Source organism: Nocardioides scoriae, from assembly GCF_900104965.1.
Lineage (GTDB): Bacteria > Actinomycetota > Actinomycetes > Propionibacteriales > Nocardioidaceae > Marmoricola > Marmoricola scoriae.
In genome coordinates, this window is sequence record NZ_LT629757.1 from 170098 (window position 1) to 189707 (window position 19610).

Annotated in this window: 22 protein-coding genes; 9 read left to right on the forward strand and 13 right to left on the reverse strand. The window is 73.7% G+C overall.

Annotated features, from left to right (window positions below; translation table 11 throughout):
• Window positions 1-6: 6 nt before the first annotated feature.
• From BLU55_RS00760 to BLU55_RS00770, 3 genes are all read right to left on the reverse strand, one after another.
• The gene (locus BLU55_RS00760) at window positions 7-675 is read right to left on the reverse strand and encodes a GntR family transcriptional regulator (RefSeq protein ID WP_091725132.1); all 669 of its coding nucleotides are present in this window, start codon (window positions 673-675) and stop codon (window positions 7-9) included.
• Between the two features lie 192 nt (window positions 676-867).
• Window positions 868-2082, reverse strand: coding sequence for an MFS transporter (locus BLU55_RS00765; RefSeq protein ID WP_091725134.1), 1215 nt, complete (start codon window positions 2080-2082; stop codon window positions 868-870).
• Between the two features lie 45 nt (window positions 2083-2127).
• A complete protein-coding gene (locus tag BLU55_RS00770) occupies window positions 2128-2553 on the reverse strand; it encodes a MarR family winged helix-turn-helix transcriptional regulator (protein WP_091725135.1) in 426 nt (141 codons plus the stop codon).
• Between the two features lie 93 nt (window positions 2554-2646).
• On the opposite strand from BLU55_RS00770, the gene BLU55_RS00775 reads away from it, so the two are divergent.
• The 4 genes from BLU55_RS00775 (at window position 2647) to BLU55_RS00790 (ending at window position 5494) form a co-directional block, all read left to right on the forward strand.
• A complete protein-coding gene (locus BLU55_RS00775; protein WP_091725137.1) occupies window positions 2647-3171 on the forward strand; it encodes a PadR family transcriptional regulator in 525 nt (174 codons plus the stop codon).
• The gene (locus BLU55_RS00780) at window positions 3168-3857 is read left to right on the forward strand and encodes an ABC transporter ATP-binding protein (RefSeq protein ID WP_091725138.1); all 690 of its coding nucleotides are present in this window, start codon (window positions 3168-3170) and stop codon (window positions 3855-3857) included. The genes BLU55_RS00775 and BLU55_RS00780 overlap by 4 nt, the downstream gene beginning before the upstream one ends.
• Complete coding sequence (locus BLU55_RS00785; protein WP_091725140.1) at window positions 3854-5224, forward strand: FtsX-like permease family protein; 1371 nt, start codon at window positions 3854-3856, stop codon at window positions 5222-5224. Before BLU55_RS00780 ends, BLU55_RS00785 begins: the two co-directional genes overlap by 4 nt.
• A gap of 66 nt (window positions 5225-5290) precedes the next feature.
• Window positions 5291-5494 carry a zinc-ribbon domain-containing protein gene (locus BLU55_RS00790; RefSeq protein ID WP_091725141.1) on the forward strand — a complete coding sequence of 68 codons (204 nt, stop codon included), beginning with the start codon at window positions 5291-5293 and terminating at the stop codon, window positions 5492-5494.
• A 126-nt stretch (window positions 5495-5620) separates the two neighbouring features.
• Here the strand turns inward: BLU55_RS00790 and BLU55_RS00795 are convergent, their stop codons facing one another.
• Entirely contained in the window at window positions 5621-5887 is a 267-nt protein-coding gene (locus BLU55_RS00795) for a DUF4873 domain-containing protein (RefSeq protein ID WP_091733231.1), read from the reverse strand.
• A 14-nt stretch (window positions 5888-5901) separates the two neighbouring features.
• Window positions 5902-6597: a TetR/AcrR family transcriptional regulator gene (locus tag BLU55_RS00800; RefSeq protein ID WP_091725142.1), complete on the reverse strand. Its 696-nt coding sequence runs from the start codon at window positions 6595-6597 to the stop codon at window positions 5902-5904.
• Window positions 6598-6656: 59 nt separating this feature from the next.
• Here BLU55_RS00800 and BLU55_RS00805 point away from each other — a divergent pair, with 59 nt between their 5' ends.
• Window positions 6657-7547: an AurF N-oxygenase family protein gene (locus BLU55_RS00805; RefSeq protein WP_091725144.1), complete on the forward strand. Its 891-nt coding sequence runs from the start codon at window positions 6657-6659 to the stop codon at window positions 7545-7547.
• Window positions 7548-7760: 213 nt separating this feature from the next.
• Here BLU55_RS00805 and BLU55_RS00810 read toward each other — a convergent pair whose 3' ends face one another.
• The gene (locus BLU55_RS00810; protein WP_197681050.1) at window positions 7761-8795 is read right to left on the reverse strand and encodes a response regulator transcription factor; all 1035 of its coding nucleotides are present in this window, start codon (window positions 8793-8795) and stop codon (window positions 7761-7763) included.
• 120 nt (window positions 8796-8915) lie between these two features.
• On the opposite strand from BLU55_RS00810, the gene BLU55_RS00815 reads away from it, so the two are divergent.
• Window positions 8916-9722, forward strand: coding sequence for a hemerythrin domain-containing protein (locus tag BLU55_RS00815; RefSeq protein ID WP_091725147.1), 807 nt, complete (start codon window positions 8916-8918; stop codon window positions 9720-9722).
• A 168-nt stretch (window positions 9723-9890) separates the two neighbouring features.
• On the opposite strand, the gene BLU55_RS00820 is transcribed toward BLU55_RS00815, so the two are convergent.
• From BLU55_RS00820 to BLU55_RS00830, 3 genes are all read right to left on the reverse strand, one after another.
• A complete protein-coding gene (locus BLU55_RS00820; protein WP_231916988.1) occupies window positions 9891-10208 on the reverse strand; it encodes an AzlD domain-containing protein in 318 nt (105 codons plus the stop codon).
• The gene (locus BLU55_RS00825; protein WP_091725149.1) at window positions 10205-10888 is read right to left on the reverse strand and encodes an AzlC family ABC transporter permease; all 684 of its coding nucleotides are present in this window, start codon (window positions 10886-10888) and stop codon (window positions 10205-10207) included. Before BLU55_RS00825 ends, BLU55_RS00820 begins: the two co-directional genes overlap by 4 nt.
• A gap of 76 nt (window positions 10889-10964) precedes the next feature.
• Complete coding sequence (locus BLU55_RS00830; RefSeq protein ID WP_091725151.1) at window positions 10965-11663, reverse strand: hypothetical protein; 699 nt, start codon at window positions 11661-11663, stop codon at window positions 10965-10967.
• A 167-nt stretch (window positions 11664-11830) separates the two neighbouring features.
• On the opposite strand from BLU55_RS00830, the gene BLU55_RS00835 reads away from it, so the two are divergent.
• On the forward strand, window positions 11831-12985 hold the full coding sequence (locus BLU55_RS00835) for a sensor histidine kinase (protein ID WP_157682653.1): 1155 nt from the start codon (window positions 11831-11833) through the stop codon (window positions 12983-12985).
• A 1-nt stretch (window position 12986) separates the two neighbouring features.
• Window positions 12987-13661 (forward strand): response regulator, encoded by a 675-nt coding sequence (locus BLU55_RS00840; protein ID WP_091725154.1) that lies wholly within the window; start codon window positions 12987-12989, stop codon window positions 13659-13661.
• A 73-nt stretch (window positions 13662-13734) separates the two neighbouring features.
• Here the strand turns inward: BLU55_RS00840 and BLU55_RS00845 are convergent, their stop codons facing one another.
• Window positions 13735-15366, reverse strand: coding sequence for a S8 family serine peptidase (locus tag BLU55_RS00845; RefSeq protein WP_157682654.1), 1632 nt, complete (start codon window positions 15364-15366; stop codon window positions 13735-13737).
• A gap of 404 nt (window positions 15367-15770) precedes the next feature.
• Between BLU55_RS00845 and BLU55_RS00850 the strand changes: the two genes are divergently transcribed.
• Window positions 15771-17909, forward strand: a complete 2139-nt coding sequence (locus tag BLU55_RS00850) for a sensor histidine kinase (protein WP_157682655.1) — start codon at window positions 15771-15773, stop codon at window positions 17907-17909.
• A 45-nt stretch (window positions 17910-17954) separates the two neighbouring features.
• Here the strand turns inward: BLU55_RS00850 and BLU55_RS00855 are convergent, their stop codons facing one another.
• The 3 genes from BLU55_RS00855 to BLU55_RS00865 all read right to left on the reverse strand — a co-directional run bounded on the left by BLU55_RS00855 (window position 17955) and on the right by BLU55_RS00865 (window position 19609).
• Window positions 17955-18293 carry a YciI family protein gene (locus tag BLU55_RS00855; protein ID WP_091725159.1) on the reverse strand — a complete coding sequence of 113 codons (339 nt, stop codon included), beginning with the start codon at window positions 18291-18293 and terminating at the stop codon, window positions 17955-17957.
• Window positions 18294-18527: 234 nt separating this feature from the next.
• On the reverse strand, window positions 18528-18842 hold the full coding sequence (locus BLU55_RS00860; RefSeq protein ID WP_231916989.1) for a DUF1905 domain-containing protein: 315 nt from the start codon (window positions 18840-18842) through the stop codon (window positions 18528-18530).
• A 92-nt stretch (window positions 18843-18934) separates the two neighbouring features.
• Window positions 18935-19609: a hypothetical protein gene (locus tag BLU55_RS00865; RefSeq protein ID WP_091725162.1), complete on the reverse strand. Its 675-nt coding sequence runs from the start codon at window positions 19607-19609 to the stop codon at window positions 18935-18937.
• Window position 19610 lies beyond the last annotated feature (1 nt).

Sequence of the window (19610 nt, forward strand, 5' to 3'; positions counted from 1 at the left end):
CCCGGCTCAGGCCGGGGTGGTGTCGGGCTCGAGGTCGACGAGGTGGCTCAGCGTCTGCCAGGTGGCGAGCTCGACCGCGGCGGCGGCCTCGGCGTCGCGGCGGGCCAGGTGGTCGACCAGGCGGTCGTGCAGGTCGACCGAGCCGCGGCCGGCGAGGGAGGAGAAGCGCAGCCGCTCGGCGCGGCGCACGAGCGGGGTGTGCTGGGCCAGCACGGCCGCCACGGCACGGTTGCCGGCGGCCCGGACGGGCACGCCGTGGAGCAGGTCGTCGGCCGCCAGCGCCGCGTCGACGTCGCCGCGCTCGAGGGCCGCCGCGAAGTCGAGGTTGGCGGCGCGCATCTCGTCGAGGTCGTCGGCGGTGAGCAGGGGAGCGGCCTCCCGGACGGCGAGCTGGTGCATGGCCGCGACGACGGACTGCGCCTCGCGGACGGCGCGGGCCTCCGGCTGCGTCACGACGGTCGAGCGCCCGGGACTGGTCTCGACGAACCCGACCTGCTCGAGGCGGAGCAGGGCCTCGCGGACCGGCGTGCGGCTGACGCCGAGGCGCTCGGCCAGCTCCTGGTCGCGCAGCTGCTCGCCCGGCGCGAGCTCGCCGCTGACCAGCGCGTCGACGAGCCGGTCGTGGACGTCGTCGCGCAGCAGGCGGCGTCGGAGGGGGACCTCGCTGATCGGCATGCAATATATTGCAGCACGGATGGGCGATGGGCGCCAGTTTCGGACCAGAGACGGGTAGTCCGCGACGTTCGGCAGCCTTCCAGGGGGCTGGAGGGTGCCGAACGTCGCGGACTACCGGGATCCCGAGGCCCGAGGCCCCGGGATCCCGAGGCCCCGAGGTCCCGGAGCCCCGAGAGGCCCAGGGACCGGGGGTCAGTCGAGGTCGCCGACCAGGACGGCCTCGGCCTCCTGCTGCTCGGTCTCCTCGTGGTGCGTGGTCGCGGCGACGGTGCGGGCGCCGGCGGCGAGGACGGCGACACCGATGGCGACCATGATCGCGCCGAACCAGAAGGGCGCGTGCACGTGCGGGGCGGCCTCGGAGCCGAACAGGCGCAGGGCGACGTAGGGGCCGACGGCGCCGCCGGTGAACCGCACGAAGCTGTACGCCGCGGACGCGACGGGCCGCTCGACGGGCGCCGCACCCATGACGGCCTCGGTGATGAGGGTGTTGTTGGAGCCGATGAAGGCGCCCGAGGCGATGATGCCGACGATCACCACGGTCGGGTGGTCGGCGAAGATGCCCATGATCGCGAGGTCGGCGGTGAACAGCACGAGGGTGGCCAGGATGGCCGGCACGGTGCCGATGGCGCGCTGCACGATCGGGGCGACGACCACCGAGACGAAGGCGACCAGCAGGCCCCAGCCGAAGTAGACCCAGCCGATCTGGATGATCCCCAGCTCCGGCAGCGCGAACGGGCCGGCGGCGAGGATGGTGAAGAAGCCGATGTTGTAGAAGATCGCGGTGACCGCGACGACGAGCAGCGGCTTGTGGGTGAGCGCCTTGAACGGGTCGGCCAGCGACGTGCGACGCCCGGTCGGCGGGGTGCTGGGCAGGAAGACCGCCGTGCCGACGAGCGCGATCACCATCAGCACCGAGACGCCGAAGAACGGGGCGCGCCACGACTGCTCGCCCAGGACGCCGCCGATGAGCGGGCCCGACGCGATGCCGATGCCCAGGGCGGCCTCGAACAGGATGATCGCCTGGCCGGTCGACCCCTTGGCCGACATCACGATGGTGGCCAGCGCCGTCGCGACGAACAGCGCGTTGCCCAGGCCCCAGCCGGCGCGGAAGGCGACGATCGCGCTGACGGAGTCGGAGGCCCCGGCGAGCGCGGCGAAGATGATGATGAGCACGAGCCCGGAGAGCAGGGTGCGCTTGGCGCCGATGCGGCTCGAGACGACGCCGGTGACGAGCATCGCGATGCCCATGATGGCCATGTAGCTGGTGAACATCAGCGACACCTGGCTGGGCGTCGCGTCCAGCTGGGAGGCGATGGACTTCAGGATCGGGTCGACCAGGCCGATGCCCATGAAGGCGATGACACAGGCGAAGGCGACCGCCCAGACGGCACGTGGTTGCTTCAGCATGACTTCCTCTGGCTGGTGGGGACGGGTGGTGCGAGCGGTGGGGCGCTAGCCGACGAGGTCGCGCAGCACGGCCACGGTGGTGGCGAGGTCCTGCGGCGAGAGGTCGGCGTCCCGGATCCGCTCCGCGACGAGCGCGGCGTTGCGCTCACGGACGTGGGCGAGCTGCTCGAGGCCGGCCGGCGTCAGCGCGACCAGGCTGGAGCGCGCGTCGTCGGGGTGGGGCGAGCGCGCGGCCCACCCCTTCTCGACGAGGCCCTTGACCAGCCCGGTCATGGTCGGCTGGCTGCATCGGTCGGCCTCGGCCAGGGCGCCCACGGCGCTGGGGCCGAGCTCGTCGAGCAGGCTGAGCAGCCGGGTGCTGGCGGCCGGGACGTCGGTGGTGTTGCGACGCACGACGCGGACCAGGCGGGCGCTCAGCACCACGAGCTCGTTGCTGAGGTCCTGGACCTCGACGACCGCGTGGTTGCTCATGACAACCAGTATGCATAGGAAGGCTATGGATATCAACTCCGAGCTGGAACGCGACTATTCACTTCGAGTAGTCTCTGTGTGTATAGTCCCGGCATGCCCACCGCCCACGTCCTCCTCGGGATCCTGGCCGCCGGCCCGGCCCACGGCTACGACCTCAAGCGCGAGCACGACGCGCGCCTCCCGGGGGCCAAGCCCCTGGCCTACGGGCAGGTCTACGCGACCCTGGCCCGCCTCGAGCGCGACGGCCAGATCGAGGTCGCGACCACCGAGAACGACGGCGGCCCGGAGCGCACCGTCTACGCCATCGCCGGTCCCGGCGAGGAGGCGCTGCTCGACTGGCTGGCCACGCCGGAGGCGCCGGGGCCGTACGCCGCGGAGGAGCTGGTCCGCAAGACCGTCACCGCGCTGCGCCTGCACCGCGACGCGCGGCCGTTCCTCACCGCCCAGCGGGCGCTGCACCTCGACCGGATGCGCGGCCTGGTCGCCGAGCAGCGTGCCGCGGTCGACGTCGAGGCGCGGATCGCGCTGGACCACACGATCTTCCACCTCGACGCCGACCTGAGGTGGCTGGACACCGCGGCCTCTCGGGTCGCCGAGGAGAGGACCGCACTGCGATGACCACCACGACGGGGCTGCTGCGAGCCCATGCCCTGCACAAGTCCTTCGGTCGCACCGAGGCGCTGCGCGGGGCGTCGGTCGACGTCGCGGCGGGCGAGGTGCTGGCGCTGACCGGCCCCTCGGGCAGCGGCAAGTCGACGCTGCTGCTGTGCCTGGCCGGAGTGCTGCGCCCCGAGGCCGGGTCGGTGACCTACGACGGCCGTCGGCTCGACGACCTGGGGGAGGGCGAGCGGACCCGGCTGCGGCGGCGCGAGTTCGGGCTGGTGCTCCAGTTCGGCCAGCTCGTGCCCGAGCTGTCGGCCGTGCAGAACGTCATGGTGCCGCTGCTGCTCGAGCGCCACGACCGGGCGGCCGCGCGCACCGCGGCGCTGGCCTGGCTGGAGCGGCTCGGTGCCCACGGCCTGGCCGACGCGCTGCCCGGCGACCTGTCGGGCGGGGAGTCCCAGCGGGTGGCGATGGCCCGGGCGCTGGTCACCGGCCCCGCGGTCGTCTTCGCCGACGAGCCCACCGGCGCCCTCGACACCGTCAGCGGCGAGGAGGTCATGGAGGTGCTCGTCTCGACCGCCCGCGACACCGGCGCGGCGATCGTGCTGGTCACCCACGACAACCGCGTCGCGGCGTACGCCGACCGCGAGGTCGTGCTCCGTGACGGCACCCTCGACCCGTCAGCGGCGGTGACGCCGTGAGGGCGCTGGTCGTGATGCTGCTCCGCCGCGGCGGCTGGACGCGTCCGGTGCTGGTCGCCGGGTGCACCGCCGTCGTGACGGCCCTGCTGCTGGTGGCGGTGAGCATCCTGCTGATGCCCGAGTACGCCGACGAGCAGCTGCTCGCCATCGTCGCGGAGTCCGGCACCCGGGGTGGTGTCGCCTTCGGGGCCGCGATCCTGACGGTGCCGCTGCTCCTGCTGCTCCACCAGGCGCTGCGCCTGGGCAACGCGGCCCGCGAGCGTCGCCTGGCCGGGCTGCGGCTGGCCGGCGCGACGCCGGGGGAGGTGCGCCTGCTCGGCGCCGGCGAGGTGGCGCTGCCCGCCCTGGCCGGGGCCGTGCTGGGTGTCGGCCTGTGGTGGCTGCTGCGGGTCGTGCTCGGCGGGACGCCCACCGGCGGGCCCCAGTGCCGCGAGACGGCCGACTACGTCGGGTGCACCTTCTCCGGGACGGGCGTCGGCCTCAGGCTGGTCCCGACCACGGTCTCCCCGCCCTGGTGGGGCGTGCTGCTGGTCGTGCTGGGCGTCGCGCTGCTGGGCCTGGTGATGGGCCTGGCGACCGGCCGCACGGTCACGACCACGCCCCACGGCGTCACCCGCCGCAGCACCCGGCGCCGGCCGCGGCCGTGGGGCCTGGTCGTGCTGGTGGTGGCCGCGGTGCTGATGGGCGTGGCGATCTCGGCGCACGGCCGCACGCTCGCCGACGTCGGGCTCTTCGGTGCCCTGGGGCTCGCGGTGCTGGGGCTGCTGCTGCTCGCGCCGTGGACGGCGTACGTCCTGGGTCGGCGGGCCGCCGGACGGGTCGGCGACGTCCCGGGCCTGCTCGCCGCGCAGCGGCTGGTGGCCGACCCGCGCGCCGCGGGACGCGCCGGGGCGGCGGTCGGGGGCATCGGGCTGGCCGCCGGTGCGGTGGCGGGCCTGCTGGGGAGCCTGGTCGACGCGGGCCAGGCGGAGGCCTACTACCTGTTCCCGATGGTGCTGGTCGCGGTGTGCCTGGTCGGCGCGCTCGTGGTGGTGAGCCTGTCGCTGGCGGTGCACTCCGCGGAGACGCTCACCGACCGGCAGCGCTCGATGGCCTCGCTGCACGCGCTCGGCGTGCCGACCGGCGACATCCGTGCCTCCCAGGTCCGTGAGGGCGCCCTGGTGGCGGTCCCGATGGCCGTGATCGGCGCGGCGCTCGGCGGGCTCGGGATCGCCCTGCTCGACGGCGGTCTCTTCGCCGTGCTGACGACCCTGCTCGGGGTGGCGGTGACGCCGTGGCTTGCGCTGGTCGCCGTACGCCTCGCGGTGCGCCTCACCGGCCCCGTCGCCGCCCGGGTGGTCGACCCCGAGCACCTCCGCACCGCCTAGGCGGTGCACGTCGGGGAGCCGAGCCGGGGCGCGGGGGGCTCAGGCTCGGCTCCCTACGCTGGCGCGGTGTTCCTCCTCTTCGGCCTCGCCACCCGCCAGAAGCCGCTCGGCGCCGGCGCGACGCGCACCTGCCCCCGCTGCCACAACGCGACGACGTGGGCGCGGGTGCGGGAGCACCGCCAGCTCACGCTGTTCTTCGTGCCGGTCGCCCGCTGGAAGCGCCGCGAGCTCGAGGTGTGCGGGATCTGCGGCACGACCATCGCCGCCTGAGCCCTTCGAGACGGGCCTGGCCCTTCGAGACGGGCCTGGCCCTTCGAGACGGGCCTGGCGGCCCTCCTCAGGGAACGGGGCTGTCGTCCCCTGAGGAACGACGGAGTCGTGTCTCGAAGGGGCGGCTCAGAACGGCGGCCGCCCCGTCCCCGCGATCCGGAAACGGCGCCACGGGTCGCGGTCGGAGAGCCGGCCCGGCGCCTCGCCGTACGCCGTCCGCAGCGTGACCGTCGAGCCCGCCACCGCGTCGTCGAGCGACGCGTCGGCGGCGAGCCGGCCCCACCAGTGGAAGCGGCCGTCGATCGGCTCGAAGTGACCCCGCAGCCGCACCTGCAGCTCGAGGTCACCGACGTGGGCGGGGCCGTCGTACGCCTCCTGGGGCTCGTGGGTCACGGACCCGGGCGTGCTCACTCGGCCACCAGCCGCAGCGTGCCGTCGCCCTCGACGCGGACGCCGTGCTCGGCGGCGATGCCCTCGAAGGCGTGCCAGACGAAGGAGCTGAGGTAGCGCGAGACCGCCGCGCGGCTCATGGTGCGGCGCCGCAGCCACCACTCGCCGGTGGAGAGCCCGAGGCCGACCAGCCCGTGGGCCCAGGGCTCCGCTCCGGCGGCGTCGAGCCCGAGGTCGCGCAGCGCGTCGCCCAGGGTGCGGGCGATGGTGGCCGCGACCATCTCCTTGCCGTCGGCGAGCGGGTCGTCACCGCTGCGGTGCTCGACGAGCAGGAAGAACACGTGCGGGTGGGCGGCGATGAGATCCAGGTAGACCGCGCAGCCGCGCTCGACGCGCTCGCGGACCGGGGCGTCGCCCAGCAGCACCGGCATCAGGCCCTCGATCACCTGCGCTGCGCCCCAGGCGCCGACGGCACGGTAGAGGTCGTCCTTGTCGGTGAAGTAGCGGTAGAGCACCGGGCGGCTCACCCCCGCCGACGCCGAGACCTGCGCGATCGACGCCGTCGGGCCGTGCTCGTCGATGGCGCGGACGGCGGCGTCGACCAGCTCGGCGCGGCGCGCCTCGCGGTGCTCGTCCCAGCGGGAGGAGCGCCCGTCGTCGGGCGACACGAGCTGCTTGACCTGGTCGGTGACGTCCTTGACGCGGCGTGTCATGCGCGTCACAGTAGCTGACTGTTACGGCAAGTAACAGTTACTGCGAGTCAGGAGTCCTGATGACGACCACCGCTTCCCCCACGTCGGTCCCCGAGCGGCTGCTCCGGTCGTCGGCGCGCCACTCCTACGACCCCGAGGTCGACATCGACTGGGACGCTCCCGTCGACCCGACCCTGTGGGGGATGCAGCCGGAGCGGATGTCGCTCTACGGCACCGACCTGTGGGAGGGCCTGACCCAGGAGCAGCGGATCACGCTGTCCCACCACGAGGTCGCCTCGATCGCGAGCGTGGGGCTGTGGTTCGAGCTGATCCTCATGCAGATGATGCTGCGCGACGCGTACGACGACGACCCGACCGCCGCGCACATGCACTACGCCCTGACCGAGGTGGCCGACGAGTGCCGCCACTCGACGATGTTCGGCAAGTCGATCGCCCACTTCGGCGTGCCGGCGTACGGCCCGCCCGCGAAGGTCCACCGCCTCGGCCGGCTCTTCAACGCGGTGGTGCGCGGGCCCTCGGCGTACGCCTCGATCCTGGTGGCCGAGGAGATCCTCGACACCTGGCAGCGCGAGGTGATGAAGGACGAGCGGGTGCAGCCGGTGACCCGCATGGTCGCGCGGATCCACGTGCTCGAGGAGGCGCGCCACATGACCTTCGCCCGGGACGAGGTGCGCCGCCAGGTCGCCGACCTCTCCGGCCTCGCGCTGCTCAAGCAGCAGGTGCTGACCGCCCAGACCTGCTTCATGGTGGCCCGCTCGCTGGTCAACCCGGAGATCTACCGCGCCGTCGGCATCGACCCGCGGGTCGGCCGACGCGCGGCCCTCGGCAACCCGCACTACCGCGCCACGATGCAGTGGATGGGGGAGAAGCCGCTGGCGTTTCTGCGGGAGAACCGGCTGCTCCCGGCCCACCAGGAGCGGACGTGGCGGGGGGCGCTGTTGCTTGGGTAGTGGCGCCAGTGCCTCGCCCATTCCACCGCCTGTCAGACGCACGCACTTCTCGAGACCCGGTCGGGGCAGCGCTCCGGGCACGCGGACGATCAGCTCGCTCTCGCCTGACAGTGACTCCGTAGGAGGACGTCGGCTCGGGAGCCGAGCTGATCGTCCAGGTGTCCGCCGCGGAAACGTCGCCACTCAGCGAGGTGTCCTCCTGCAGCAATGGTGTCAGTCGAGGGTCAGCCGCGCGGTCATCTCGCGTCGACTGCCGACGCGGAGCTTGGTGAAGATTGCCTTCAGATGGTCCTGAACGGTGTGCGGCGACATGTGCAGCGACTGGGCGATGCCTCTCGTGTCGACGCCTTGGAGCACCAGCAGGGCGACATCCTCCTCGCGTGATGTGAGGCCGTGTGCCGTGAGAGCGAGGCGACTGAGCACGGAGCGCGGTGTGCGCTCGAGGGTGACGACGATGTCAGCTGACCCGCCGGTCGACCCCGCAAGGGGTGCGGCACACAGCGTGAGCCATCGGCCGTCCTCCAGCTGGGTGCGCGACTGAAACGGTTCCCCGCGCAGCCGCGTGGTGGCGATCACGGCCAGCACACTGGCAGGCAGTGAGCCGTGATCGAATCCGCCGAGGTCCTGGATCGCTGCTCGCGCCGCCGGGGTGGCCTGGGTCAGCCGGTTCGTGGGATCGACGATCAGAACAGACGGACCGGAAGGAACGGGCACCGGGTCCGCGGCCGTTCCGTGTCGGAACAGGCTGCGTTGGATCGCGCCTGCGACCAGGTCGCAGATGGTGGCAACCTGGTCGAGGTCGTCTTGCGTGTACGGCGGATCGCCGGCTGCGCGCGCCAGGCCCAGTGCGCCCCAGCAGGCACCACGGCTCACGAACGCGGCGCGCAGCTCGTCGGTGAACCCGAAGCGTCGCTGCATGAACTCGCGGTGCCGGTAGCTGAGCTCAGGGTGGCCGCCGGTGTCGAGGTGGATCGCGCCGACCGGCGGTTGGCGGCGTGCGATGTCCTCGAACTTGTTGATGTCGGTCGCCGAGCCGTACTCGGCAGCCGCGAACTCCTCGTCACCGATGCCGAGGTCTCGCGTCTTGGACGCCCACGTCACCACCCCGGACGCCGGGTCCGTGGTGGCCAGGCACGCGAAGTCGTAGGGAACGTGGCGGGCGACCGCCGCATACACCTCGCCGGCGAGCGTCGGCAGCTCGAGTGCCTCGCCATCGAGGCACGCGCGCAGCCGGTCCTCCAGGCTCACCCACCTAGTCACAGGCATGCCGCCATCCTCATGCCGCCGATGGTCCGAGACAACGGCGATCCTTGATTCCCCACATTTCTGGGATGGGCCCGCACCCCGCCCAGGACCGAACCTCGTGGCATGAACGAAGACTCCGTGACCCCCGTCCACCCCGCCACCCACGCCCATACCTCGCGCTGCTGGTGGGACTACACCAAGCCGGGCTGGATCTGCCCGACCGGCGAGGAGAACGCCCCGCGCAGCACCACGCCGATCGTCTCCGAGGTCGACCACGCAGAGGTTGACACACGCGACATGGTCGTCGTCCACACCGCCATGCTGCGGGAGTTCCGTCTCTTGAGCGGAGCCGTCGCCGGCGTCGCCGACGGCGACCGCGTCCAGGCCCGCGTCGTCGAGGACCACCTCAGGCTCGTGTGCGACCTGCTGCACCACCATCACGAGGGGGAGGACGAGTTGCTCTGGCCACTGATGTACGGCCGTCTCCCTGCGAACCTGCGACCGCTGCTCGAACGTGCCGAGGCGCAGCACGAAGGCCTTCACGAGGCGCTCGGCGCTGTCGGTGTCGCACGGCACGCCTGGATCGAGAACGCCTCCACCGTCAGCCGCGACGCGCTCGTCCAGGCCCTCGAGAGCCTGTCAGTCCTGCTCACCGAGCACCTGGACGACGAGGAGCGCAACCTGCTCCCGCTCGCTGCGACGTACCTGACGGCAGCCGAGTGGCACGCCATCGGAGAGCACGGTGCTGCCAGCACGCCCAAGCCTGCGCTGCCACTCGTCTTCGGCATGTTCGCCTACGAGGGAGACCCCGTGGTTCTCAAGGCGATGCTCGCCTCCGCCCCTCTCGTACCCCGCCTGCTGGTCCCGCGCCTCGCACCCAGCATCTACGCCCGCCGCGCCGCCAAGGTCTACGGCACCCGTACGCCGTGAGCCTCGCGCAGTCACGACACCGCGACCGAGGACGTCTGCACCTGCCGCCATCAGTGCCTTCGATGGCGCGTCCTTCCGCCGCGTTCGTGGCGCCCGCTGGCTGCCGACGCATGGACAGCTCTCGGCACGGTCTCGAGGCAACGACCGGCTCACGACCGGGCCGAGGCGTCAGAGCGCGCGCACCCCTGCCGTGACGACGACCGCCACGAGCACGCACAGCAACAGGGGCAGCCGCCGCCACAGCATCACCGCGGCGACGGCGACGCCGATGGTGTGGGCGCCCACCGACCACGAGCGGCCACTGGCGAACACCGAGGTCACGACCAGGGCGCACAGCAGGGTGGGGGCCATCAGGACGATGACGCGGGTGATCCACGGCGGCATCTCCCGGCCGCCGAGGAGCACGGGGCCGAAGGCCTTGATGAGCGCGGTCAGGGCGGCGCAGCCGAGGATGAGGACCCAGACCTGGGTGTACGTCAGGCTCACGCCGGCCTCCGGGCGAGGCCGATGAGGGCCACGGTGCTGGCGGCCAGGATGGGGATGCCCGGGGGACTGATCGGCACCAGGGCGAGCGCGACGAGGCCACCGCCCACGGCGGCCCAGCGGGACGTGCGGTCCCGCAGCTCCGCGATCAGCAGCGAGAGGAAGAAGACCGGGTAGATCGCGTCGAGGCCGAGCCGGTGGGTGTCGCCGAGGGCGCTGCCGAAGACCGAGCCGACGACCGACCCGAGCGCCCAGGTGACGTACTGGGGGAGCGTCGTCCCGAACAGCAGCCACCGGTCGAAGGTGCCGTCACCCCGGTTGGCGAGCGCCCACGAGGCGTCGACGACCGTCTGCCCCTGGGCCGCGCGCTTCAACGGCCCGCCGGGCAGCGAGGGGGCCAGGGCGACCCCCATGGCGAGGAACCGCGCGTTCATCAGGCTCGCCGCCGTCAGGGCGGCGGGGATGCCGCCCCCGACGGTGACCACGGACAGCAGCGCGAACTGCGCCGAGCCGGCGAAGACGATCACGGACGTGGCGATGGCCTGCGCGACGCTGAAACCTGCCTGACGCGCGAGGACCGCGAACGACAGGCTCAGCAGGAAGCCGACCGCCGCGAACGGCACGCCCAGGCGTACGCCGCGCCGGAACGCTGCCCGCGCTCCCTCGTCACTCGGTCCTGGCACCGCTGCAGTCTAGGAACGGCCGCTTCTCGGGCGCGGGCGGAGGGGCCGCGAGGCCGTACGGCGCCGGGACCGCCGGTCAGGACGGAGGGGGCGAGCCCCGCAGGACGTGCAGCCCGACCGCGGCGAGCGACGACGCGGCCACCACGAAGAGCGCGACCTCTCCCAGGGGTCCGAGCGCGGCGCCGAAGAACGACAGCAGCACGGCCAGGCCGCCGACGATGGCCAGTGGCGCCGGCAGGGCGCCGGCGCGCGCGAGCCCCGCGAGCAGGAGCGGCCACCCGAGGTGGAAGCCGATCAGCGCGAGCACGGCGGTCACGCCGAGGCTGACCGAGCTGTCGGTGCGGGCGAACGCCTCGAGCAGCTCGGGCGACACGGGCGGGCTGCCCACCATCGTCGCGCCCTCGGCGTGGGACTGGCCGAAGGCGAAGAGCGCCACGAGCGACGCGGCAGTGAGGCCCCCACCCGCGGCGACCAGGCGTACCCCGGGTCCGCTGGTGATCGCGGCCCGGAGCATGACGACGGCCGGCAGCTGCAGCAGCGCCGTGGCCATGATCAGCAGTCCCCAGCTGCTCCACGCCGCGGACGACTCGGCCAGGGACACGGCGAGCTCCTCGTCGCTCCCGCGGGGCTGCACGATCGCGGCAGCGGCGAGGGTGGCGCCGCCGAGGACGAGCAGGACGCCGGCCCACTGCTGGCGGCGGGCGACCCTCGTGGTGGCGGGGTCGCCGGCGGCCGGGGTGTCGGCGGAGGCTGAGGTGGGGCTGGGACGGTGCATCGGATCTCCAGGGGGTCGGCTGTGGTCGACCACCGACGCTAGGAACGATCGCCACTCGCCGCGTCCGGCGGCAGGTGGACCGGGGTCGTTCGCGAGGGGGACGGGAGGACCCGGCGTACGACCTGCGACGGATGCCGAGACGGCCCGCGCCGCCTAGGGTCGCTGGCATGAGGGCCGCGGTCCTGGACCCACGCGTGCGCGACGCGCTGCTGGCCATCGTGCTGGCGGTGGGGTCGTTCGCGCAGCTCGGCGCGACCCACGAGACCACCGCGCTGCTCGTCCTGTGGGCTGCGCTGACCACGCTCCCGCTGGCCCTGAGGGGCGCTGCGCCGGTCGCCGTGGGTCTCGGGATCCAGCTGGTTTTCCTGGCAGGCACGCCCTGGGTCCGCGACGTCGAGCTGCTGGCCCAGGGAGTGTCGGTGTTCCTGGTGGCCACCTACGTCGCGGCTCTCGGTCCCCGGTCGTGGCGAGGATCGGTCCTGGCCGGCACCGGGTCGCTCGTGCTGCTCGTGCTGCAGGGGGCCGTCGACCCGCGGTTCGAGGCCACGGGGGCGGTCGTCGCCAACGCCGTCTACGCCACCATGGCGTGGGGCGTCGCCGCGGCCGTGCGCGTGCACATCGAGCACTCGCGGCAGTCCGAGCAGGTCGCCGCGAGCGTGCTGCAGACCTCCGAGGCGAACACCCGCCTCGCCGTCCAGGCGGAGCGGGCGAGGCTGGCACGCGAGCTGCACGACGTGCTCGGCCACTCCATCTCGGTGATGGTGCTGCGGGCGCGTGGCGGCGTGCACGAGCACCACGTCGATCCCGCCGCGGGTCTCGAGGCGCTGCGCGACGTCGAGGAGGTCGGCACCCGGGCCTTGGCCGACGTCCGGCTGCTCCTCGAGCTCGACCAGGGGCGGGATACGGAGCTCGGCCCCGACCCCGCACCGGTGCGGCACCACCCGCTGCCGGGGCTGGACGACCTCGCGGACCTCGCGGGCCGCACCACCTCGGCCGGGCTCCAGGTCGACCTGAGCGTGCGGGGCGACCCGCGCGCCGTGAACGACGGGCTCTCCCTGGCCGCCTACCGGATCGTGCAGGAGGCCCTCACCAACGTGATGCGCCACTCCGGCTCGGGCGTGGCCCACGTCGTCCTCGACTGGACCGGCCCCGACCTGGTGGTCGAGGTCCGTGACGAGGGTCCGGCCGTGCCCGACCCGGGAGGTGGCCGGGGCCTCGTGGGGATGGCCGAGCGGGCAGCGCTGGTCGGCGGCCGGCTGGTCGTGCGCAGGGACGACGACGGCGGGTTCGCCGTGCGCGCGCAGCTGCCGGTGGGGCGCTGAGGTGGCGACGCCCACCCCGGTGCGGGTGCTGGTCGTGGACGACGACCGGCTCGTGCGGCGCGGGCTGCGGGGGATCCTCGCGGCGGCCGACGGCATCGAGGTCGTGGCCGAGGCAGCCGACGGCGAGGAAGCGGTGGAGGTGGCGCGGTCCGTGCGCCCGGACGTGGCCCTGGTCGACGTGCGGATGCCCCGGGTCGACGGCATCGAGGCGACGCGCCGCTTGCGGCGTCTCACCGAGCCGCCCGCGGTCGTCGTGCTCACGTCGTTCGACCTCGACCGCTACGTCTGGACCGCCGTGCAGGCCGGTGCCTGCGGCTACCTGTTGAAGGACGCGCCGGAGGAGCGACTGGTCGCTGCGGTGCGCGCTGCCGTCGACGGTGTCGCCCTCTTCGACGCCCGCCTCACGGTGCGCCTGGTGGCCAGCTTCGCGACCCGGGCCAGCGTCGGCGACCAGCTGCTCCGCGTCCTGACACCGCGCGAGACGACGCTGCTGCGTGAGCTCGCCTCGGGCGAGAGCAACGCGGGGATCGCGCTGCGGCTGCGCATCAGCGAGGCGACCGTGAAGACCCACGTCTCGCACATCCTGGCCAAGCTCGGAGCGGAGACCCGTGTCCAGGCGGTCGTCGTCGCCTACGAGTCCGGTCTGATGGATCCAGCCGGGCCCACACCCCGCTGACGCGGACGAGCGCCCGACCCCCGCTGCCGGGAGGGGGTCGGGCGCTCGTCGTCAGGTAGCCGTCACGAGGGGGTCACGGCGCTCCGCGCCAGCTCCGGGCCTTCCAGCTGTTGCCGCGCCAGCTGCGCGCCTTCCAGCTGTCGCCGCGCCAGCTGCGCGCCTGGAACTGGTCGGTCGGCCAGGCGTGCTCGGCCCAGGGGACGCCGGTCCAGGAGCTGCCGGTCCACGGGGCGGGAAGGACCTGTCGGTGCTCCCACGTGGTGCCGGTCCACGTCTTGGTGTTCCACGTGCCGTCGACCCAGGTCGCGCCCTGGTCCTGCGCCTGGACCCACGCGAGCGGGTGCCAGGGCGAGCCCTGCGCGTCGCGCTCGCCGACGAGCGGCTCGCCCGTCGCGGGGTCGACGACGTGCTCGCCACCGCGGGTGGCCTCGAGGGAGCCCAGGCCGGTCGAGGCCGGCTGCGAGGAGGTCGAGGAGGGCAGTGCGGCCCCGGACTGCACCATCTCCACGGCGGCCGCGACGTCGGTGACGCCGTGGCCCTGGGCCGGGTCGTCGCCGGCGAGCGGGACCGCGGTCTGCAGCAGCACGGCCTTGGCCTGCGCGGCCGTCAGCTGGGGCTGGGCGCTGAAGAGCAGCGCGGCCTCGCCGGAGACGACCGCGGCGGCCTGGGAGGTGCCGCTGCCGCGGAAGAAGCGACCCTCGTCGTCACCGGCGAGGCGACCCTCGGGGTGGGCCTCGTCGGCGAAGGAGCCGGGCACGCGGAGCGAGACCACCGACTTGCCCGGGGCGAGCACGTCGGAGCGGCGTACGTCGTCGCCGCCGTTGGTGAAGTCGGCCACCACGTCGTCCGCGGTGGAGTCGGTGCCGAGGTGGTCGGTGGCGCCGACGGCCAGGATGTGCGGGTCGACGGCCGGCATCAGCAGGCTCGGCGCCTGGAGGCCGTCGTTGCCGGAGGAGGCGACGACGAGGATGTCGTGGTCCCAGGCGTTCTCGACGGCGCGGGCCAGGGGGTCGACCTGCCAGCCCTGCTCGGAGGTGGTGCCGTAGGACAGGTTGATCACCCGGACGTCCATGCCCTCGTCGCGGCGGTGCTCCACCACCCAGTCGATGGCCGCGATCACCTGGGACACGTCGGCGCCACCGTCACCCGTGGCGACCTTCATGTTGAGCAGCTCGGCGTCGGGGGCGACCCCGGCGAACAGCCCCGGCTGCGGCCTCCTCGGGTCGAAGCCGTCGTCCTTGCCGGCGATGATGCCGGCGAGGTGGGTGCCGTGGCCGAACCCGTCGAGGTAGCGGGTCCCCTCGCCCTGGCCCTCGAAGGACAGGTCGGGGCCGTCGACGACCTTGTCGTCCTGGGCCAGCCCCGGGACGCCGACGACGCCGGTGTCGATGAGCGCCACGGTGACGCCCTTCCCGGTCGCGCCTCGCGCCCACGCCGCCTGGGCGCCGATGCCGCGGGTCAGCGACCACAGCGAGCCGAGGTCCTGGGCAGCGTTCCAGCCGCCGACGCCGTGGGAGGCCTGCGTGCCCTCCCGCGTGTCGTCGTCGCCCCAGTCGGGCTCGACCACGCCGCCGGGGGCCTCGACCTCGGCCTGCGGCGCCGGCTGGTCGGGGAGGTCCTCGGCCAGCGCGGGTCCCGCGCCCGCCGCCAGCAGGGCCGACACCAGGACCACGACCGGTGTGCTCCTCGTCCACGTGATGCTCATCGTCAGGTCCCTCCAGGTGGCTCGTGTCCGACGTCGTCGCCGCGACCAGGCAATGATGCCCCTGAAACGGACTATTTGGACAGTCATGTGCGGCAGTGTCATGTCCGAGATGGTCCGGTTCGTGCCCACCCTTGACGCCGGGCGGAACGCCGTGGCAGCTGCGACGGGGTCGAGGAGGCAGGAGGGTCGGCGACCCTGGTCGCCGTCTCGGAATGAATCGGATTAGCCCGACAAATCGGCTCAGTTGGCCTACCGTCAGGACGACGTGTGAAGTAGCCGCGAGCGGTGCGGCCTCACCTGCAAGGAGCGCGCATGGACCTCGACGACCCCGGGACGGCGGTACGACGCGTCCGCGCGGCCGCCCCGACCGGGTCGTGCGGGGGTCGGCCGGGACGGGACGCCCCATGGCCCTCGAGCAGCTCCCGGTAGGCCCCGGGGGCGAGCGCGTGGTCGCACCCGTCGCCGTCCCCGCCGTCCCGTCCGCGGTGCCGTCCGAGGTGACGGCGGTGGGGACCCCCGGGTCCGAGGCCGACGAGCCCGGTCCCGGACGTCGCCAGCTGGTCCTCACCTGGCTGCTCGCGGCGGCCATGGCCGTGGCCGCGCTCCTCATCGCGGCGCCGGCCATGGTCGACGACCCCGGTGCGGCCGTGCCGGGCCTGCGCTGGGCCGCGCTGGTGCCGCTGTTCGCGCTGGCCGAGGTGGTGGTCATCCACCTGCCGACCCAGCGCAACGCCCACGGACACACGCTGCGCGAGATCCCCGCGGTGCTCGGTCTCACCTTCCTCGTCCCGCAGCAGTACGTCACGGCGTACGTCGTCGGGGCGGTGCTCGCGCTGGTCGTCGCCGCTCGCATGGGCGGGGTCAAGCTGGCCTTCAACGCGGCGATGTTCGCGCTCGAGGCGGCGCTGGGGGTGTTGACGTACCACGCGATCCTGCAGGGCGGCGACCCGCTGTCGTGGACGGGCTGGGTGGCCGTCCTGGTCGCGGTGCTGGCCACCGACCTGATCTCGGCCGCCGCCGTCACGGCCGCGATCAGCCTCACCGAGAACGCCTTCGACGGCGAGGTGCTGCAGGAGGCGATGCGGTCGGGATCGGTCGCGGCGTTCATCAACACCTGCGTCGCCCTGCTCGTCGCCACCCTCGTGCTCGTGCAGCCCTCCGCGCTGCCGCTGCTGGGCGTCGTCGTGGTGCTGCTCGTGCTGGCCTACCGCGTCTACATCGCGCTGGCCCGCGGCCACGCGCAGACCCAGCTGCTCTACCGCTTCGTCGACCGGACGTCGGCCGCCCGGTCGCTGCCCGAGGTCGTCGACATCGTCCTGGGGGAGGCCGCCGACCTGATGCACGCCGAGCACGCCTACCTCGTCGAGGTCGTCGACGACCACCAGGTGCGCTGCTACGCCTCCCGCCCCGGGGGCGGAGGCGAGGGCGTGCTCGCGCCCCACGAGCCCGACGCCTGGTGGTGGGCCGCGCTCGAGCAGGGCGTCGTGCAGCACGAGCGCTCCCGTCCCGGACGTCGCGACGAGCCCGAACCGGTCGCGGCGGGCGTGGTCGCGGCCCACGGCGACGGCCTCGCCGCCCCGCTGCGCGGCAGCGGCGCCACCCGCTACGTGCTGCTCGTGTGCGACCGGTCCTTCGAGAAGGAGACCTTCGGGACCGACGACGTGCAGGTCTTCGAGGCGCTGGCCGCGCACGCGGGCGTCGCCGTCGAGCGGGCCCGCAGCACCAGCGACCTCGAGGCGCTGGCGGACGAGCTCGCGGTCGCGCGCGACGCCGCCCTCGCCGCGTCCGAGGCCAAGTCGCTCTTCCTGGCCAACATGAGCCACGAGATCCGCACGCCGCTCACCACGGTGCTGGCCACGGCCGAGATCCTCGAGGACACCGACCTCGACGGCCTCCAGGTCAGCCTGGTGGAGAAGATGCACCGCCAGGGCGAGCTGCTCAAGCGGCTCGTCGAGGGCATCCTCGACTTCTCCCGCATCGAGGCGGGGGAGCTCTCCCTGGCCTCGACGAGGTTCGACCTGCACGCCATGGTGGGTGACGCCGCCGAGGTCTACGAGCCCCGCGCGAGCGCGAGCGGCACGCGCTTCGAGTGGCACCTCGACCCACGGGTGCCGCGGGTCGTCGTCGGTGACCCCGGCCGGCTGTTCCAGGTGATGACGAACCTGCTCGACAACGCCCTCAAGTTCACCCACCACGGACGCGTCAGCCTCGCGGTGGAGCCCGCCGACGCCGAGGACGGCACCCCCGGCGTGGCGCTCGTGGTGGCCGACACCGGCATCGGCATCCCCGAGGCGGCGCACACTTCCATCTTCGAGGTCTTCAGCCAGGTCGACGGGTCCGCCACCCGTCGCTACGAGGGCACCGGCCTCGGCCTGGCGATCTGCCGCCAGCTCGCCGAGCTGATGGGCGGGACCATCGGCGTCGAGAGCGAGCTCGGGGTCGGCAGCATCTTCACCGTGCGGCTGCCGCTGCTCCCGGTCCCCGGCGTCCAGGCCGTGCCCGCAGACCCCGTCGCCGCCGCGCGGGCCCGCGCCCGGGCCTGACCCGGTCGTCCCGGCCCCGCCCGTGGCGGCCGGCGGGGGACGGGCTCAGTCGCGCGGGTCGACCAGGAGCGCGCGCACCTCCTGGGCGCAGCGGCACGCCTCCGCGATCCGGCCGGCCCACGCCTCGGCCTCCTCGCGCGTCGGCACGTCGAGGACGCAGAAGCCGCCGACGTGCGGCTTGGCGTCGAGGGCGGGGTCGCGCGACACGGTGCCGTCGGTGGCGACCACGCTCGCGGGCTCGGGCCCCACCCCGGCGCCGTAGACCCAGACACCGGCCGCCTCGGCATCGGCCACCACGGCGAGAGACGCCGCGGCGACGTCGGGCAGCTCGGCCTCCGGGAACGTCATGGATCCCTCGTCGAAGGAGATCAGGTAGCGCGGCACGGGGGCCTCCTCGGTTCGGCGCCGCACGGGCGCGGCGGTCGAGGGGCAGACCGTCCTGGCCCGCGGGACTCATCGCCGGCCCGGCCCCACGCGGCGTACGTCGGGTGCGTGGGGTGGGGGGGTGCTGCCTCCCGGTGGGGATAGTCCGAGACGTTCGACAGGACGATCGGGACACAACGGCTGCCGAACGTCTCGGACTATCCCGCTCGACCGCTCAGACCCATCGCCGGCAGGTCAGCCACCCGGGCGACGGCGGCCGACGTCGAGGGCGACGGTGAGCAGGTCGTCGGTGGCGAGGTCGATGCCGGCGGCCCGGCGGGCGGCCACCTTGAGGGGGAGCAGGTAGGCGCCGTCCTTGGGGAACAGCGCGGTGGTGAAGTTGGCGCCGTTGATGCGCACCTCGACGGGGACCTGGCCCCAGTACTCGATGCCCTTGGCGGCGAGCTTGATGTCCTCGCTGACGTCCTCGGGGATCGCGACGTAGTAGTACGGCGCGGGACCGCGCCACTCGACGATCTCACCCTCGAACTCGAACTCCATCTCGCTCATCCGCGGAGTATGCCGCCCGTCCGTGCCGGAGCGCGACGACGGGGAGGTCCGCTGCCAGCTGGTGGCAGTGGTCCTCCCCGTCGTCGGTGGGGCTACTTCGCGGTGCCGGACCCGTCCTGCTGGGCCTGCTGGCGCTCCTGCTTCTTGGCCTCGGTCAGCTCGCCGAGGCGCGCGGCGTCCGCGCGGGCGTCGTCGGCCGCCTTCTTGGTGGCGCGGGCGTCGTCGAGCTCCTTCTTGGCCTCGCGCTGGGCGGCGTCCTTCTTGGCCTTCGCCTCGGCGTCGGCGGCCTGCTGGCGCTTCTCGGCCGCGGCAGCCTTGTCGTCGGCACGCTTCTCGGCCTCGGCCTTCTTCGCGGCCTCCAGCTTCGCGGCGTCGGCCTTGGCCTTCGCCTTGCCGCGGGCCTCGGCCTCGTCGGCCTCCTTCAGGCCCTGCTCGGCGCGCTCCTGGGCCTGCTTGCGCTTGCGCGCGGCCTGCTTGCGCCCGGCGGCGGCCTTCTTGGCGGCCTGCTCACGACGGGTGGCGGCCTCCTCCTCGAGCTGGACGGCGGCCTGCAGCTTCTCCGAGCGCTCGAGGCGCTCGGTGCCGCGCTCGGCGATGGCGCGGTTGCGCAGCAGGGTGCCGGCGATCCGGTCGGCCGAGCCGATGGTGCGGTCCAGGCCGACCCGCGCGAACGAGTCCTCGGCCAGGCGTCCGACCAGGCGGTTGTCGACGGCCACCAGAGGCAGGCGGGCGATCTCGTAGGGCAGGGCGATGACGGTGCTGATCATG